17 protein-coding genes are annotated in these 15,220 nt (G+C 41.4%); 7 read left to right on the forward strand and 10 right to left on the reverse strand.

The window, feature by feature from the left end; translation table 11 throughout:
* Positions 1–140: 140 nt before the first annotated feature.
* The 5 genes from EHS11_RS16560 (at position 141) to EHS11_RS16580 (ending at position 4,188) form a co-directional block, all read left to right on the forward strand.
* Positions 141–407 carry an LIC10816 family protein gene (locus EHS11_RS16560; protein WP_135765460.1) on the forward strand — a complete coding sequence of 89 codons (267 nt, stop codon included), beginning with the start codon at positions 141–143 and terminating at the stop codon, positions 405–407.
* A 486-nt stretch (positions 408–893) separates the two neighbouring features.
* Positions 894–2,084, forward strand: a complete 1,191-nt coding sequence (locus tag EHS11_RS16565; protein WP_246047974.1) for a cytochrome-c peroxidase — start codon at positions 894–896, stop codon at positions 2,082–2,084.
* A 28-nt stretch (positions 2,085–2,112) separates the two neighbouring features.
* Positions 2,113–3,204 (forward strand): metallophosphoesterase family protein, encoded by a 1,092-nt coding sequence (locus tag EHS11_RS16570; RefSeq protein WP_135765461.1) that lies wholly within the window; start codon positions 2,113–2,115, stop codon positions 3,202–3,204.
* 46 nt (positions 3,205–3,250) lie between these two features.
* Complete coding sequence (locus tag EHS11_RS16575) at positions 3,251–3,685, forward strand: cytochrome C (protein WP_135765462.1); 435 nt, start codon at positions 3,251–3,253, stop codon at positions 3,683–3,685.
* A gap of 14 nt (positions 3,686–3,699) precedes the next feature.
* The gene (locus EHS11_RS16580) at positions 3,700–4,188 is read left to right on the forward strand and encodes a hypothetical protein (RefSeq protein WP_135765463.1); all 489 of its coding nucleotides are present in this window, start codon (positions 3,700–3,702) and stop codon (positions 4,186–4,188) included.
* Positions 4,189–4,272: 84 nt separating this feature from the next.
* Here EHS11_RS16580 and EHS11_RS20215 read toward each other — a convergent pair whose 3' ends face one another.
* The 3 genes from EHS11_RS20215 to EHS11_RS16595 all read right to left on the reverse strand — a co-directional run bounded on the left by EHS11_RS20215 (position 4,273) and on the right by EHS11_RS16595 (position 6,999).
* Positions 4,273–4,809, reverse strand: coding sequence for an FG-GAP-like repeat-containing protein (locus EHS11_RS20215; RefSeq protein ID WP_135765464.1), 537 nt, complete (start codon positions 4,807–4,809; stop codon positions 4,273–4,275).
* 345 nt (positions 4,810–5,154) lie between these two features.
* Entirely contained in the window at positions 5,155–6,399 is a 1,245-nt protein-coding gene (locus EHS11_RS16590; protein WP_135765465.1) for an MFS transporter, read from the reverse strand.
* An 18-nt stretch (positions 6,400–6,417) separates the two neighbouring features.
* Positions 6,418–6,999: an NADPH-dependent FMN reductase gene (locus EHS11_RS16595; RefSeq protein ID WP_135765466.1), complete on the reverse strand. Its 582-nt coding sequence runs from the start codon at positions 6,997–6,999 to the stop codon at positions 6,418–6,420.
* A gap of 184 nt (positions 7,000–7,183) precedes the next feature.
* Here EHS11_RS16595 and soxR point away from each other — a divergent pair, with 184 nt between their 5' ends.
* A complete protein-coding gene (gene soxR / locus EHS11_RS16600) occupies positions 7,184–7,627 on the forward strand; it encodes a redox-sensitive transcriptional activator SoxR (protein WP_135765467.1) in 444 nt (147 codons plus the stop codon).
* A 55-nt stretch (positions 7,628–7,682) separates the two neighbouring features.
* Here the strand turns inward: soxR and EHS11_RS16605 are convergent, their stop codons facing one another.
* The 7 genes from EHS11_RS16605 to EHS11_RS16635 all read right to left on the reverse strand — a co-directional run bounded on the left by EHS11_RS16605 (position 7,683) and on the right by EHS11_RS16635 (position 13,796).
* Positions 7,683–8,600, reverse strand: a complete 918-nt coding sequence (locus EHS11_RS16605) for a helix-turn-helix domain-containing protein (protein WP_135765468.1) — start codon at positions 8,598–8,600, stop codon at positions 7,683–7,685.
* A 39-nt stretch (positions 8,601–8,639) separates the two neighbouring features.
* Positions 8,640–9,470, reverse strand: coding sequence for an SDR family oxidoreductase (locus EHS11_RS16610; RefSeq protein WP_135765469.1), 831 nt, complete (start codon positions 9,468–9,470; stop codon positions 8,640–8,642).
* 287 nt (positions 9,471–9,757) lie between these two features.
* Complete coding sequence (locus EHS11_RS16615; protein ID WP_135765470.1) at positions 9,758–10,147, reverse strand: transmembrane 220 family protein; 390 nt, start codon at positions 10,145–10,147, stop codon at positions 9,758–9,760.
* A gap of 108 nt (positions 10,148–10,255) precedes the next feature.
* Positions 10,256–10,834 (reverse strand): NAD(P)H-binding protein, encoded by a 579-nt coding sequence (locus EHS11_RS16620; protein WP_135765471.1) that lies wholly within the window; start codon positions 10,832–10,834, stop codon positions 10,256–10,258.
* 51 nt (positions 10,835–10,885) lie between these two features.
* Positions 10,886–11,686, reverse strand: a complete 801-nt coding sequence (locus tag EHS11_RS16625; protein WP_210413704.1) for an NADPH-dependent F420 reductase — start codon at positions 11,684–11,686, stop codon at positions 10,886–10,888.
* A gap of 22 nt (positions 11,687–11,708) precedes the next feature.
* Entirely contained in the window at positions 11,709–12,698 is a 990-nt protein-coding gene (locus tag EHS11_RS16630; RefSeq protein WP_135765472.1) for an aldo/keto reductase, read from the reverse strand.
* 39 nt (positions 12,699–12,737) lie between these two features.
* Entirely contained in the window at positions 12,738–13,796 is a 1,059-nt protein-coding gene (locus EHS11_RS16635) for an NAD(P)-dependent alcohol dehydrogenase (protein ID WP_135765473.1), read from the reverse strand.
* A gap of 193 nt (positions 13,797–13,989) precedes the next feature.
* Between EHS11_RS16635 and EHS11_RS16640 the strand changes: the two genes are divergently transcribed.
* Positions 13,990–14,934, forward strand: a complete 945-nt coding sequence (locus tag EHS11_RS16640; RefSeq protein WP_135765474.1) for an AraC family transcriptional regulator — start codon at positions 13,990–13,992, stop codon at positions 14,932–14,934.
* The last annotated feature ends 286 nt before the right edge of the window (positions 14,935–15,220 follow it).

Genomic DNA, 15,220 nt, shown 5'->3' on the forward strand with positions numbered 1-15,220 from the left:
AATCGATTTGCATTGACAGTCAAAACAGCTTTAAGAAAATCCGCCAAACTAATGACATAAATTTGCTACTTTTATGCTTTTTTTGAGAACTTTTCAACACAAAACTCCCGTCTAATGTACAAAAGAGGAGGTGACCAAAAATGAATGCTATAACAATTTTTGCGTTAGCTTTGTTAGCGGTTCCTGTTTTTGCCCGATTTGCAAAAGTATCGAAAGAAGCGATAGTCCACTATCATCTGATAGGACTTGGCGGTTTGTTTATGCTAGTGGGAGAAGCCACTAGAATTACGGCGGATAAAATAGCGCCAATCGCATTCCTGCTCCCAGCGATACTGGCATATGCAGGTGTTGTCTTTGGAACGGTTTGGTTAGCACTACACTATATCAAACACCCCAAAGAAATATAAAACCTTTCCATAGGTGAAAATGAAGTAGGTAGAAATCTTTCTACCTACTTTTTTTATGTACGGATCTCATTTACGAAACAAATTCAAAAGCAAAATCCGAGTCAGAACCTCAAACTGACGGTCTATTCTTTGTAATAAAAGAACAATGTTAGGTTTTCAGCTCCAATGCGAACACCTTACCTGACTTAAAAAAACCATAAAGACGGTTTTTTTGAAAAAAAAAATCAAAAATTAAAATTATTTTTTACTGAAAAAAAAATCCAGGATAATGAGTATTTTTCAAATTTTTGATCAATCCAAATCTCTAGCTTAATTAGTAATTTCTAATATATCGAAAAATTACCGCCAATTTTTCCGTTAAAGCGAACGTTTTTCAAATTATTCCTAAAAAAGCAAAACAGATCTATCCCATTTCAGGTATTGACTCATTTTAGAATTAGATTTATTCTAACTCTTTAATAAGAGATTTGTATAGAGAGGGTTTCCATGAGTTCACTCAAGAAATTTTCTAGATGGATGATAGTCTATACTTCATTCGGACTACTCCTCATATTTCTGATTTTCTTCGGATGCAAAGAAGATAAGACCGGCAAGGAGACTCCGAAAGGAGAGAATGACTTTTCTTATATTCCCAGTGGAATTCTAGGTCTGCCTGACATCCCTTTCCCTAAGGACAATCCTCCCTCAAAGGAAAAAATAGAACTTGGTGCAAAACTGTACAACGATACCCGCTTTAGTTCCGATGGTACAGTTTCCTGCGCTACTTGTCATAAACCGGACAAAGCATTTACCGACGGACTCAAAGTCTCCAAAGGAATCCGAAAACTAACAGGTACAAGAAATGCGCCTACTGTCCTGAATGCGGTCTATCTCAAAACTCAATTTTGGGACGGAAGAAGACCTGATCTGGAAGGACAATCCAAAGATCCTTTATTAAATCCCGTAGAACACGGACTTTCCAGTCATGAAGATTTATTAAAAGTAGTTCGTTCCGATTCGGTATATCTGACAAAATTCAAAAATGTTTTCTCTGCCGATGCGAACGGGATTACGATTGATCATGTTTCGAAAGCTATCGCTGCTTTCGAAAGAACGATCATTTCCGGTGATTCGCCTTTCGATCGTTATCGTTATGGAAAAGATGCAAATGCAATTTCCGCTGCAGCCATCCGCGGACTTGCCGTTTATCTGGGAAAAGGACGTTGCCAGGATTGTCATACAATCGGTGATACGAGTGCGGTTTTCGTTGATGATAAATTTCACAATCTGGGAGTCGGCTTTAAAAAAATCCAACCCCGTTTGCAGATCATCTTAGAAGAAACTGCCAAGGCAAAAAAATCGGGATCGAAAAAAACCGATGAAGAAATTCTAACGAACGTGGAAAGTTCTGAGCTGGGCAGATTTGCAATCACAGGAAACACTGAAGACTTGGGCGCTTTCAAAACGCCCGGTCTCAGAAATATAACTCTCACTGCACCTTATATGCATGACGGAAGTTTAAACACTTTGGAACAAGTCATCGAATTGTACGACAAGGGAGGAGAAGAAAATCCTTTCTTAAGTAGTGGAATCAGGCCTCTGGGGCTCAGTTCCGCAGAAAAATCCGATCTGGTCGCTTTTCTCAAAACATTGACCAGTTCGAAATTACCTGGATTACCGTCACCAAACAATAAATAGATCTTAATTTCGCCAAGGAGATGAATCAATGAAAGAAGGAAAATTGAAGAGAAGCGACTTTCTACGCGGAGCGGGAGGACTTCTGGCTGCGTCCGTACTTCCGATCAGTCTTGTGGAGATTGCATGCGGAGGAGGAAGAGAAAAAGGAGCGTCAAACGAAGGTTTTACGTTTGCTTTTATTTCCGATCCACACTTAACGCATATTAAAGGAACTTCGTTCGTGAGAAACTTTGATAGCGGTCTGAAGAAAGCAATAGAAACGGTGAATTTATTGTTTCCCAGACCGGACTTTGTTGTGTTCGGTGGAGATTTGGCGCAACTGGGCAAAAGAGAAGAATTGGATCATGGAATGGAACTGCTCTCAAAACTGAATGTTCCGGTCAAATTCGTGATAGGAGAACACGATTATTATCTTGATTTGGGAAAGTATTGGGAGGATAAGATCAGCAAATTACAATATTCTTTCGATCACAAAGGTGTCCACTTCACGGTATTGAATAGCATTCTTACTTACGAGCCTTGGATTCAAAAATGGAAAACACCGGAAGAAAGAATGAACCAAATGGCAAGATTGGACAATCCGCAAGGCTCTCCGTTTATGGTGGGAGACGAACAGATTTCCTGGTTAAAGAAAGATCTGGAAAAGATAAACAGCAAAACTCCTCTTGTGATTCTTTCCCATTCTCCTCTTTATAAAATTTACCAACCTTGGAATTTTTGGACGGATGATGCGGAAAAAGTACAATCGGAACTCAGCCGCTTCGATAATGTTACAGTTTTTCACGGACATGTGCATCAGGTGTTGTACAATCAAATCAAGAATATCAGTTTCTATGCATTGATGTCCACCGCATGGCCTTGGCCTTATCCTGAAAGTTACCAAAGAGATAAGAATTATATTCCGAAGATGACTGTATTTATGAACAGGCAGGATCCTTTTCACGAGAGAGACGGTACCGGTTGGGCTTTTGTAAATATGGAAAACGGACGGGAAGAGATGCATTATAAACTTTGGGAAAACAAGGACCGTGTTGTGAAATACGATGATAAGGCGGGACATCCGATTGATTCGGAATACCAATTACCCGAATCCAGGATCCTTCCCCAAACACATTATTAACTGCCGTAAGAGATATGGAACAATGCAAGTTGATTAGGAGTTTTATATGAAAGAACTTTTGAGATTCATCTTTAAACAAAAAAGAATATGGTTGTTGGTTTCCAACCTGATAACAGTGCTGGCATTCACCTGTGTATTGCTTGGTGATGATTGGGACAAATCCAACGAGGCGAAATGGAATACTGCCTTTATGGAAACCGTTTCCAAAGGCGAAGCATTGTTCCACGGCCCGGAGCTAGGCGGTAATACGGTTCAATGCGCAATGTGTCATCCGAATGCAACCAACACTCATCCGGAAACATACCCTAAGTTCCAAAAACAAATAGGGAAAGTATCCACTTTACGAGAAATGATCAATTGGTGCATTCAAAATCCGCTGCAAGGCAAACCTCTTGCATATGACGATCCGAAGATGATCGCTTTGGAAGCGTACATTGTGTACGAAAGAAGAAATTCTCCCCTGAATCCGGGGAAACACTAGTAGCGGGGATTATTATGAAACTCAAATCATTTTCAAAGATACTGGTGGTTGTGTGCATACCGATTCTGGTGTTTCATTGCGGAACTGAGATCAGAGACAAGGATGCAAGGAAAGATCTGGAAAACGGGATTTCCCAGTTTGCAAATCTGGAAGAATTTAAAGTGATCAATCGGGAAACAGCTTATCAGAAATCATTCGATGGAACCGCCGAATTTCTTTTTATTCTTTTTTCAGCGAAAGCTAAACTGAAGGAAGATGTAAGAAATTACGTACACCATGCTCAGGAAGGAAGGTACCATAGGGAATATGTAGGTTGGGTTTTTCAAAATTCCAAATCCTCGGAAACAACAACCCGCCTATTTCATTTTTCCCTTCTGGCAAATCTTTCTTCCGAACGTTGGTACGATCGTAAAACAGGAGAAGCAGTAAACCTAAGAGGAGTTTTGCGGTATGAAAAAGACAAGACGGGCAAATGGAAATTTTTAGGTGCTTTTGATGAATAACGAAGAATAAAGATCAAATAGCATCTAACTACCTAATATATATTTACCACCGGGACACCGGATAAGGTATCTCGGCGGAGATTTTCAGTGTGCGATGGAATTGCCAAGGGATTGACCCACGGAAGTGGTAAGAACCGATGTAGAAGTTCCTCCCGAACTCAGATCCAAGTTGCCCGGACCGGAATCTTTTGTACTTTTATAATAATAAATTTTATTTGCTACAGGCGCGGAAACGAGAGAATCCGAATAACCATCACCATTGATATCAAAAAGTCCCGACATCTGTGCAAAGTTCGTCAATGGACTAACGCCAGTTAACACGGTTGCAGTGCTTCCGCCGGAGCTCAAATCAGCACTTGCAATCCCGCCCAAGCCAGGGTTTGGAAACAAATAAACATTTCCTTTTCCGGAAGATCCCAAAGTAGTGCCTACTAACAGATCCGGAAATCCGTCCCCATTGAAGTCCCCGGATCCAATCCCATCTCCGAAGAAAGTACCGTTTGCCAGTCCGTCAGTTAAAATAGAATCAGGTAGACTCGAAGGAATTCCTGTTTCGGGATTTGTCAGATAAACAAAAGCATAACCTTGTACTGTATTCCCCGGGGAAGCTGATACCTCCAGCTACCTGAGTCAACTCCTACGATGGAACTAACAACACCAGCAATTAAACGATAAACCTGTCAGTAGGGAAAGAATGGAAAGTCTTGGTAACAAACGATGCAATTTCCAATAAAACAACATACTGTAGGTTCCTGCTTTGACTTTTGTATATAAGTGATTCCTAATTCATCAATAATTTAATGAAGTCTTTCGAAAAAAACAGGAAATTCTCCGATAGATTTGAACCCACCGGTAAAAAGCCAAAACGATTTTTGCTTAAATAGTAAGCAAAGAAACCTTTAGATATTCGAATGCAATAAAATGTGTCAGGTGAATGACAACATAACAACCGAGAAGTTGCCTTTTTTAAAATTCCATTTGGACTTCCATAGATTTAGCCGCTTTCTTTTTGTTCACCAAAAGATTCACACGACTCATGATGATAACCGTTATCAGGATAGCGAGACCAACAACATAACCCAAGTTTTCATAACCCTCAAGATAGCCGTTGGGAGTTTGTATTACAATCAAACCGGCTGCAGTAGCAGCGACTCCACCTGACAACTGTTGTAATGAAGAACTGATTGCCATATAGGCACCCCGGTCCTTTATCTCAGGGACTGCAGAAGTCAATGCATTTGCAGAAATCATTCTACCGGTAATGGACACAAACAAAAGGCAGTTAATAATGATTACAAACCATACAGGGCTGATTCCCATTCTTGTGTAATAGATAATGATACAAGTTGCAACAAGGGATGCGATTACAAACATCGGGTATTTTCCTATTGTGTCGCTCAATCTACCGATCAGAGGCCCCGCGATGATGGAAGTAATACCTGTGATCATATAAATCAAAGGAAGTTTTTCCAAAGGAATTCCCATATTATGAACCGTGAATGCGCTACCGAACGGCATCAGCATAAACCCGCCGGTAGCAAGCAAGGTGGTAGCCAAAAATCCGGGGAGATAACTCGGGTTACGCACGGTATTCAACAAATGCTTTAATGCTCGTTTTTCGCCCGCCCCTTCCAGATGCGAAGTGATCGGCTTTAAATAATACAATGCAACGAGGCCAACACTCACACTCACTCCTGCAATCATTAGAAAAGGAGCTTGCCATCCCCATATATTTGAAATGTAAACTCCCAAGGGAAGTCCGAATACCTGGCTTGCCGCAAATGCAGTCATGACAAAGCCCATCACCCTTCCCCGCATTTCCAAAGGAAAAAGATCGGCAATGATTGCAAAACTAATTGATGCGATGACTCCCCCGAAAATACCCGTGATGATTCGGGCAATGAGCAAGGCTGTATAAGTAGGTGCAATCCCGCATAACACTGTCCCTAAGACAAATCCGGCGTAAAAGAACAGAAGCAACTTTTTCCTGTCAAAACGGTCGGCAAATCCTGCGGCAAGAATACCTGCTGCACCGGCACTGAACGCATAAGCGGATACTACCATTCCGAATTGCGCAGTGGAAATCTTAAGCTGTTCCAGAACCTGAACACCTAGAGGTGAAAGGATCATAAAGTCCAAAACAATCGTAAATTGCAAAAAAGCCAAGAGGGCAATCACGAAAATTTGATATTTTGTAAATTTTGTATTCATGTAATTTCCTTTGATATATCAATACTTAAGAACCGGATAGGGAATGCCCATTCGGGCGTTTCGAAAAGAGTTCCCCCACCAGTCCAGTTCACTTAACAATGATTTAGCGGCATTTTCCAAATAGGTTTCTTTCTCAAGATCGGGGATTTGAATATCAGAAAAAGAAAAACTGATAGAATCCCTGATTGCAGCAACCCTCAGTTCAGAAAATAATATTCGTAGCTCTTCTATCGTCCTGGAATCATCTGATTTCCCGCCGTAAGAAACAAATCCCATCGGTTTGGAATTCCATTCGTCCTTTATGGAATCAATGGCAAGCTTTAAAAGTTCCGGATAACCATAATTAGGTTCTGGTGTGATTACTACAAACGCATCGGCAGAGGCAATCCTTTGTGCCAATGGCGCCGGCTCCCATTTTGATTTCCCCTGCCCGGAAGGAAATGAAAAATCGAGTAAGTCGATCAGATCGAGCTTAAAACGGTGATCGGAACCGGCTTTGCTCATGAACCAACGAAGAGCTGCTTCTCCGAGACCCCCGGTCTTTTCTAGAACCACCCCTAGCCTCAGGGGAGAGTCGGTATTCACATATTTTAATAACATCAAATCGCTCCCGAACAATATTTTGTTTCAAATATTCTACAACTTAAAGTCCACTTGAAGTAAAGCCCTCAATTTGTTTTTTTTACAAAAATTTTCAAAAAAATTTCGGTAGTTTAAAACAATTTCCAAAAGTTAAAGTTAAAGTTAACTTGACATTATATTTTTAAAATTTTTCCCTTCGGACATGGAAGAATTTCTTACGATCGGACAGGTTTCCAAACGAAGCGGAGTGGCTTCATCAGCATTGCGCTTCTATGAAGAAAGGGGGCTCATCACTTCCCTACGGGCCGGTTCCGGTCATAGAAATTATCCAAGGCACGTACTCCGCCGCATCGCATTTATCGTATTTGCTCAAAAGGTAGGTTTGTCTCTGGATGAAATTGCGGATGAAGTCGCAAAATTACCAATTGATCACACTCCGAGCGGACAAGACTGGTCCAAATTATCCAGAACATGGACAGCCAGAATCGAAGAGAAAATCTCGGAGCTGGAGAGACTAAAACGAGGACTTTCCCAATGCATCGGTTGCGGTTGTCTTTCTTTATTCCATTGCAAGCTGGCAAACCCCGGAGACCGTATGGGACGTTTGGGACCGGGTCCATCCCGTTGGGTGGGAAAAAAAAGATAAAGTGTGTTTATTAACAATTGTTAATAAACAACATTAAACAATGTCAGGTTTGTTTTTAATTCAATGATTGTTTGAATTCAATCGGGGTCAGTTTGGTTTTTCGTTTGAATATTTTATTGAAGGATTGCGGATGTTCAAAGCCCAGTTGATAAGCAACTTTTGCTACGGATAAATTGCCAGTAGATAGTATTTCTTTTGCCTTTTCAATCATTTTATTATGTATGTGCAGTTGTGCGTTCTGTCCTGTTAAAGAACGGAGCATATCACTCAAATATCTTGGGGATAGATCGAGTTGTTTTGCGATATATCGAACATTGGGCATGCCCTTCGCCAATGCAGTTCCATCATTAAAATAATCATCTAATAGACTTTCCAACTTTTCCAGTAAATCATTACCTGCTGATTTCCGGGTGATAAACTGTCTTTTATAAAAACGATTACTATAATTCAAGAGTACTTCAATATGCGAAATGATCAGATCTTGACTGAATTCGTCTATTGTTGCGGTTAATTCCTGTCCAATATTTTCAAAAACAGAAACTATAGTTTGTTTTTCTTTTTCGGAAAGATGCAAAGCTTCATTGACTGAGTAAGAAAAAAAACCGTAGTTTTTAATATTCTTTCCCAATGTATGACTTCTTATGAAATCAGGATGAAAAAGCAACGTATAACCCGCATAATCCTTATCTTCTTCGGCGCCTGAAATCAACTGATTGGGAGAAACGAAAGACATTCCTCCTTCATCAAAATCATAATAGCTTTGACCGTATTTTATTTTGCCATGTAGTTTTTTCTTATAGGATATTTTATAGAAATTAAGAATCAAGGAAGTCGGTAACTTTTCCGACGGTGTCTTTATCATAGAGTAATCGACCAAGCTTACCATCGGGTGTAACGGTTTTGGTAAGCCCAATGCCTCATGCAACTCGGATACGGAATTGAAAATGCCGGGTCGATTCGTTTCTTTTTTCATATCTGCTAATTTACAAAAAATCCAAAATAAATGTTATTTTCAACTAACAAGATTATTATGATCCTTCGCTTCCCGCGCAAACATTTTTGCAAGTCGCCTTCTGTATACTTCCGAACCTTCTTTCAATCTGGCTTCATTGATTCGGACAGCATCATCTCCCGCAAAATAGCGCAATTGGTCTTTACCGTCCGTCGCAGCTTCATAAACGACTTCGGCGATCTTCTCAGCTTCTGTAAATTCCATTAATGTTCCGTCTGCAAACAATACGCTCATTTTATTCATCAAACTTTCATATTCCTTGTCTATCGCCACCTGCATTACATTCATATAATTGCTTTTAATACCTCCCGGCGCTACCGTTTTGATGCCTATATTGAATTGTGCCAAATCATATGAAATGCTTTCACTCCATCCTTCCAAGGCCCATTTTGTAGCATTATAAACGGACGAAAGCGGATTGGAAGAAAAACCACATACGGAGGTAGTTGTAATAAACAAACCGTTCCCTTTCCGTTTGAAATAAGGAATAAAAGCTTTGGTTACCCTTAGTACACCCGTTAGGTTCGTATCAATCTGCGCGTTGATTTGATCGTCGGTGCATGATTCCAAAGCACCTATCAATCCGTATCCTGCATTATTGAATACTACATCGACTTCTCCGAACTCAGTCGCCTTACGCATAGTAGCATTGATGAGTTTGGAATCGGTAACATCCAGAGGCAACAGGATAACATTTTCCAACTGTGAAAGTTCCGTTTCCTTTTCAGGTGTACGCATAGTGGCGATGACTCTCCAGCCATTCTTTTGAAATAATTTTGCGGTGGCCTTGCCTAAACCCGCTGACGCGCCTGTGATAAAAATTGTTTTCATGTTGTAATTCTGTTTTAAGCGGATTGCAAAAGTCAATCTTTAGAAAAAAAAGAGTGTAGCCGAATCGGTTTGTATTGTAGCCAAAATGCGGGTACATGGGCGAACCCCCGAAACTTTGTTCTGTTATATGAAATATATCACGCGTTTAAAAAATGGAAGAATCTTTTATTACAAAGTAAAACAAGAATCAGAAGACATACAGATCGGCGACTTCCGTAGTAATCTTCCAAGATATATTAGATAATGAGTATATTGATAAATATTAAAATAAAAAACGCCGAAAGCTTTTAAGATTTTTTTCTTTTCTCCCATATATTCTTATAATAAAGTAAAAACAAATCCGATCCAAGCACGATCAATGCCCCGAAAAACTCCCGAATCTCTTCTATATAAGGTTTATCTTTAGACATTGGTGTACTCAACATATTTTCTGTTCCTTCCTGATACCAGTGGAGCGCGCCATCGGAAAGGATTAAAAGCTGCAATAGCACGGCACCTAATGAAATATAAACGAGAGGCGGGAAAAACTTGCCGGCAACGGCAAGACTGCACAACACGGCAGCTAACCCATAGATAAAAATCCAATGAATCGGATCAGGATCATTGTATTGCAGGGCAGCCGATGTAAAGAATAGAAGAGCGAAAACAACATTAATGATTTTATATAAAATGCTCATTATGCTATTTCTGATTTGGCTTCCATTCCAAGGCAATCTTAAAATCTTTTTATAAATGCGATGAAAAAAATCTCAGACTTGGAATTCTTAAATATTTTGTAAGTTTCTTTAAGAATTCGGCTTATTTATGCCAAGATTTTCACGAACGTAATTTTCAGGCGATTCTATAACCTTTGAAATAAATGTTGCAAGACTTTTTACGGAAATAACAGACCCCTTCTCCGGTTCACCTTTGCGAGTCGTTTCAAAATCGACTTCCTCCGTATTCGTAAACCAGGTCGGCCTCAAAATAGTATATTCAACATTAGACGCTTCTATCACATCGGCAGCCTTTCTATACGTTTTTAAAACAGGCTTTAAAGGAAGGTCGTAGATTCCTATCGAACTGATAAAGATAATCTTTTTAACTCCGGTCTCTTCCATGGCTCTCACTATGTTTTTTGCCATTGCCTCGAGATCACCGCTAAGATTCGCATAAACAATATCCTTTCCCGATATGGCATCTTTCAGTTTCTTAAAATCCAAAACGTCGCCTTCGAGGACATGAGACTTGGAAATATCTTTATTTGCCAACCGTTTGGCACTACGCAAAAACAGGGTCAAGTCGACGTCATTCTTTTTAATTAGAATATCAATGACATGTTTTGCGATATTACCACTTGCACCGAGAATGATTACCTTTTTCACGTTTTGGTTTTCCCAATCTATTCAGTCTAACGTTTGTTATTTAAAAATTTTCTACTTTCCATCGGATAGACCAAGCAAACGACGAAGCTCGGGAGCAGTCGTATTCGCTCGAAAACCCGGCCCACCTCGTTGAAAACTAGTAGCAGACTCTAAATTTCCCACAACTACAGGCTCGCTTCCGACATCTCTTACCAATTGCGCGGCGATCCGAACAGCTTCCGTATCATTTCCTGCCAAAGGAATACCCAGTTTGGCAGTTTGCCGTTTGGAAGAAGCCTCAATGGCGGTCGCATCAACTGCACTAAACGCCCTTACAAGGCGAGTTCCTGCTAAATATTTAACGGAAGTTTGAGCAACGCCTTTAGTGTTTGCCTCACGAGTCAGAGCGTTTTCGTTTCCGCCAGAGGGATTACAAGCATCCAGAACGATCTTACCGTATAACACGTCTTTAAGTGCTTTACCTAGCTCCGGAAGTGCATCATAAGGTACAGCAAAAACAAGAACTGTTCCGAATTCCGCCGCCTGGCGTGGATTACCAGCAAACGCGCGTGCACCTAGTTCGCGCACCATAGAAAGGTGATTCTCCGGATGGCGGGAAGAAAACATCACCTCATGGCCTGCCTGAACCAAAAGCCTGCCGACAGTTCCGCCCAACCACCCTGCACCGATAATTCCAATGCGAAGAGGTTTTGTGGTTTTTATTTCAGTTTGCGCAGATACATTGTTTGTTGGTGATGATACCATCAGCAACAAAGAGGTTACTATAGATAATGTTGAAACAAAATAAAATCGACGCCTGTCCATCTTGGATCCGGATTTTCTTTTTTCATAATTATTCATTGAGCTATTCATACAATCTCCTTTCATCAGCATCTCAACGATCTATTTTTTTCTGCAAGTGTTCGGGGTAACGTTCGCCTTTTGCAGTAATCTCCGATGCAGCAGTTTCGATTTCGCTAAGATCCGTTTCATTCAGAACAATTTGCGCGGCCTTACTGTTTTCTTTCATGCGCTCTAATTTTGTTGTACCAGGGATGGGAACAATCCATGGCTTCCGAGCAAGCAGCCAAGCAAGTGCAATCTGTCCGGACGTTGCATTTTTTTCTTTTGCTACTTTTTCCAAGATATCGACGAACTCCTGATTCGCTTCAAGATTTTCCGTTTGAAAGCGCGGAACGATGCTTCGGAAGTCGGTGCTATCGAATTTGGTTTGAGTTGCGATCTTACCTGTTAGAAATCCCTTTCCGAGCGGGCTAAATGGAACGAATCCGATTCCTAGTTCCTCAAGAGTAGGAATGATTTCTTCTTCGGGTTCTCTCCACCAAAGAGAGTATTCGCTTTGTAAGGCGGCCACCGGTTGGACTGCATGAGCGCGACGGATTGTTTTAACACCAGCCTCGGAAAGACCGAAGTGTTTGACCTTACCTTCACGGATAAGTTCCCCCACCGCACCGGCTACATCTTCAATAGGTACCTGTGGGTCAACACGGTGCTGATAGAAGAGATCGATTGCATCGACACCTAGTCGTTTCAATGATGCTTCTGCAACCTCTTTGATATGTTCCGGACGACTATCGAGTTCAGTCCATTTTCCGCCTACATCCGGTTTAAAGCCGAACTTTGTCGCGATCACAACCTTTCCACGAAAGGGAGCAAGCGCTTCGCCTACAAGCTCTTCATTAATGAATGGGCCATAGACTTCCGCAGTATCGAAGAATGTCACTCCTTCTTCGACCGCTTTGCGAAGAATGGGAATCATCTCGTTCTTATCTTTCGGCGGACCATAACCGAAACTCATTCCCATGGCTCCGAATCCGATTGCCGAAACTTCTAATCCGCTTTTTCCTAAAACACGTTTTTTCATACTAAATCCCTTATATTTTATCTTTTACAAAGTGGTGATTTATCCGTTCTTCAAAGAAGCGATATCGATTACGAAACGATACTTTACATCGCTTTTAAGCATTCGTTCGTATGCATCATTAATATTCTGAATGGGGATCACTTCGACATCGGAAGTAATTCCGTGTTTGCCGCAAAAATCCAACATCTCTTGCGTTTCTGCAATTCCTCCAATGACAGAGCCCGCTACAGATTTACGCGCCAAGATCAAAGGCACAGTATTCAATACTGGCTCGAGTCCTCCCAGGTAACCAACTAACACCAATGTTCCGTCGAGAGAAAGCGTCGGAAGATACGGGTTCAAATCATGAATGCTCGGGACAGTATCGATGATTAAATCAAACTGATTTGCCACGCCGGACATTTGTTCGGCGTTAGTTGAAAGAACGATTTTATCTGCACCCAACCGTTTAGCATCTGCTTCCTTTCCGGGTGTGCGTGTGAACAAAGTTACATCTGCACCCAATGCCTTGGCAAATTTGATAGCCATATGACCCAGACCGCCTAGACCAATCACAGCAACCTTACTACTTTTGCGAACTTTCCAGTGGACCAAAGGAGACCATGTGGTAATACCTGCGCATAATAAAGGGGCCGCCCCTTTCAGATCGAGACCATCCGGAATTTTCACAACGAACGCATCGGAAACTATGATTTTCTCGGAATAACCGCCTTGGGTAGACATACCATCGTGGCGATCCACCGCATTATAAGTGTATGTTGGTAATTGTTCGCAATACTGTTCGAGTCCTCGCTTGCACGCGGAACAATGCCTGCAAGAATCAACCATGCAACCCACACCGACTCGGTCGCCGGCTTTGAAGCGAGTTACTTTTGAACCGACACTTAAAACGCGACCGATGATTTCATGGCCGGGAACCATCGGATAAACACTGCCACCCCAATCATTACGAGCTTGGTGCAAATCGGAATGACATACCCCGCAATAAAGAATCTCGATTTCCACATCATCCGTGCGAGTCGCCCGACGATCAAATTGATAGGGTGCCAAAGGCACAGTAGGTGATTTTGCCGCATAACCAAGTACTTTTATTGTCATCTTTTATTTCTCCAAATCTGCAAAAGCAGCCGAATTGTTCATAGCCGATCTTGTCAGATGTATTTACAATAATCTCTTCATTCGTGTTTATCAATATCCGATTCTATTTATTCTTGCCTATTTCTACGATTTATAAGAAAAATATGCATACTTTCAAACAGGTAGGGGAATTTTCGGAGAAAAGGAGAACTATATGCCAGAAATGATCAGCGAAACGAAAAGGTGGAAGCTAGTGGAACTCTTGGAGCGCCTTGTCCCGGAGGAACGTATTGTTCCTTTCACATCGAAGGGAGTGAAATTATTTCGTATCAATCATTCATCCCCCCGAACACAAAAAGCTTACGAAGCTGGCATCCTCATCCTGGCCCAAGGGAAAAAGAGAATCTTTTTAGGAGACGAGATCTATACCTATGATCCGTTGAATTATCTTGTACTTTCCGTACCACTGCCAATCGAATGCGAAACGATAGTAACGAGTCCTGAAGAACCGATTCTTGGACTGTATATCTCAGTTGATCCGTCTTCTGTGGGTGAAATTCTACTCGAGATGGATGATTCCCATTCTCACGAAGAATCCCTTTTTAAGGGTATATATTCCGCTCCTCTTACTGAAGAGCTCACCGATATTACGATACGACTATTGGAAGCAATTTCCTCTTCCAGAGATGAACGTATCCTCGGTCCTATGATTGTGAGAGAGATCATCTATCGGGTGTTATGCACGAAACAGGGAAGAGCCCTCCAAGCCCTCGCCTATCGTAACAGACGTTTCTTTAAAATTTCACGCGCACTCAATCGGATTCATGAATCTTTCAATGATCCGCTGGATGTAAAGTCACTTGCAGCGGATGCGGGAATGAGCGTGTCTACATTCCATGCAAGCTTTAAGTCGGTAACAAACGTATCACCAATCCAATATATCAAGAATGTAAGACTCCACAAGGCACGTATACTCATGACCCAAGAAGGAATTAATACCTATAATGCGGCATTGCGGGTAGGCTACGAAAGCCCTTCACAATTCAATCGGGAGTATAAACGTTTTTTCGGAGTCACTCCCGGAAAAGATACGATCAGCCAGGAAGCTATTCCTAAAAAGAACGTAAACTCCGAAATACCATCCATTATGAGTGTTTGAAATATTGGTCTGAAAATTCTTTGGTCGAACCACCTAAACGTTGTCAGGCTGCTCTTGGCTCCGCGTTCGCTTCGGTCGCATTATGCGACCAAGCCCTCTCGCGGGGATCGATATTCATTTCGTCTTTAGTAATTCCCTTTCTCTTCTAACATGAGGAACTGACCTTCCCCCAAAAAAGTGGACACCGAAATAGGCAACTTTAGAACAAGGAAGGTTGCAATGAAAAGTAGAAAACAATATAGTCCCGATTTCAAAAAGGAAGCGGTAAAACTTCTTTTAACAAGTG

It is taken from the genome of Leptospira ilyithenensis (assembly GCF_004771005.1).
GTDB lineage: Bacteria > Spirochaetota > Leptospiria > Leptospirales > Leptospiraceae > Leptospira_A > Leptospira_A ilyithenensis.

Bases quoted from the DNA above. Each gene is read 5' to 3' on its own strand.
- EHS11_RS16590 (WP_135765465.1), bottom strand. From the start codon at position 6,399: ATGAATACAAAATTTACAAAATATCAAATTTTCGTGATTGCCCTCTTG.
- EHS11_RS16625 (WP_210413704.1), bottom strand. From the start codon at position 11,686: ATGAATAGCTCAATGAATAATTATGAAAAAAGAAAATCCGGATCCAAG.
- EHS11_RS16640 (WP_135765474.1), top strand. From the start codon at position 13,990: ATGCCAGAAATGATCAGCGAAACGAAAAGGTGGAAGCTAGTGGAACTC.
- EHS11_RS16595 (WP_135765466.1), bottom strand. From the start codon at position 6,999: ATGTTATTAAAATATGTGAATACCGACTCTCCCCTGAGGCTAGGGGTG.
- EHS11_RS16605 (WP_135765468.1), bottom strand. From the start codon at position 8,600: ATGAAAAAAGAAACGAATCGACCCGGCATTTTCAATTCCGTATCCGAG.
- EHS11_RS16575 (WP_135765462.1), top strand. From the start codon at position 3,251: ATGAAAGAACTTTTGAGATTCATCTTTAAACAAAAAAGAATATGGTTG.
- EHS11_RS16610 (WP_135765469.1), bottom strand. From the start codon at position 9,470: ATGAAAACAATTTTTATCACAGGCGCGTCAGCGGGTTTAGGCAAGGCC.
- EHS11_RS16630 (WP_135765472.1), bottom strand. From the start codon at position 12,698: ATGAAAAAACGTGTTTTAGGAAAAAGCGGATTAGAAGTTTCGGCAATC.
- EHS11_RS16570 (WP_135765461.1), top strand. From the start codon at position 2,113: ATGAAAGAAGGAAAATTGAAGAGAAGCGACTTTCTACGCGGAGCGGGA.
- soxR (WP_135765467.1), top strand. From the start codon at position 7,184: ATGGAAGAATTTCTTACGATCGGACAGGTTTCCAAACGAAGCGGAGTG.
- EHS11_RS16560 (WP_135765460.1), top strand. From the start codon at position 141: ATGAATGCTATAACAATTTTTGCGTTAGCTTTGTTAGCGGTTCCTGTT.
- EHS11_RS16580 (WP_135765463.1), top strand. From the start codon at position 3,700: ATGAAACTCAAATCATTTTCAAAGATACTGGTGGTTGTGTGCATACCG.
- EHS11_RS16565 (WP_246047974.1), top strand. From the start codon at position 894: ATGAGTTCACTCAAGAAATTTTCTAGATGGATGATAGTCTATACTTCA.
- EHS11_RS16615 (WP_135765470.1), bottom strand. From the start codon at position 10,147: ATGAGCATTTTATATAAAATCATTAATGTTGTTTTCGCTCTTCTATTC.
- EHS11_RS16635 (WP_135765473.1), bottom strand. From the start codon at position 13,796: ATGACAATAAAAGTACTTGGTTATGCGGCAAAATCACCTACTGTGCCT.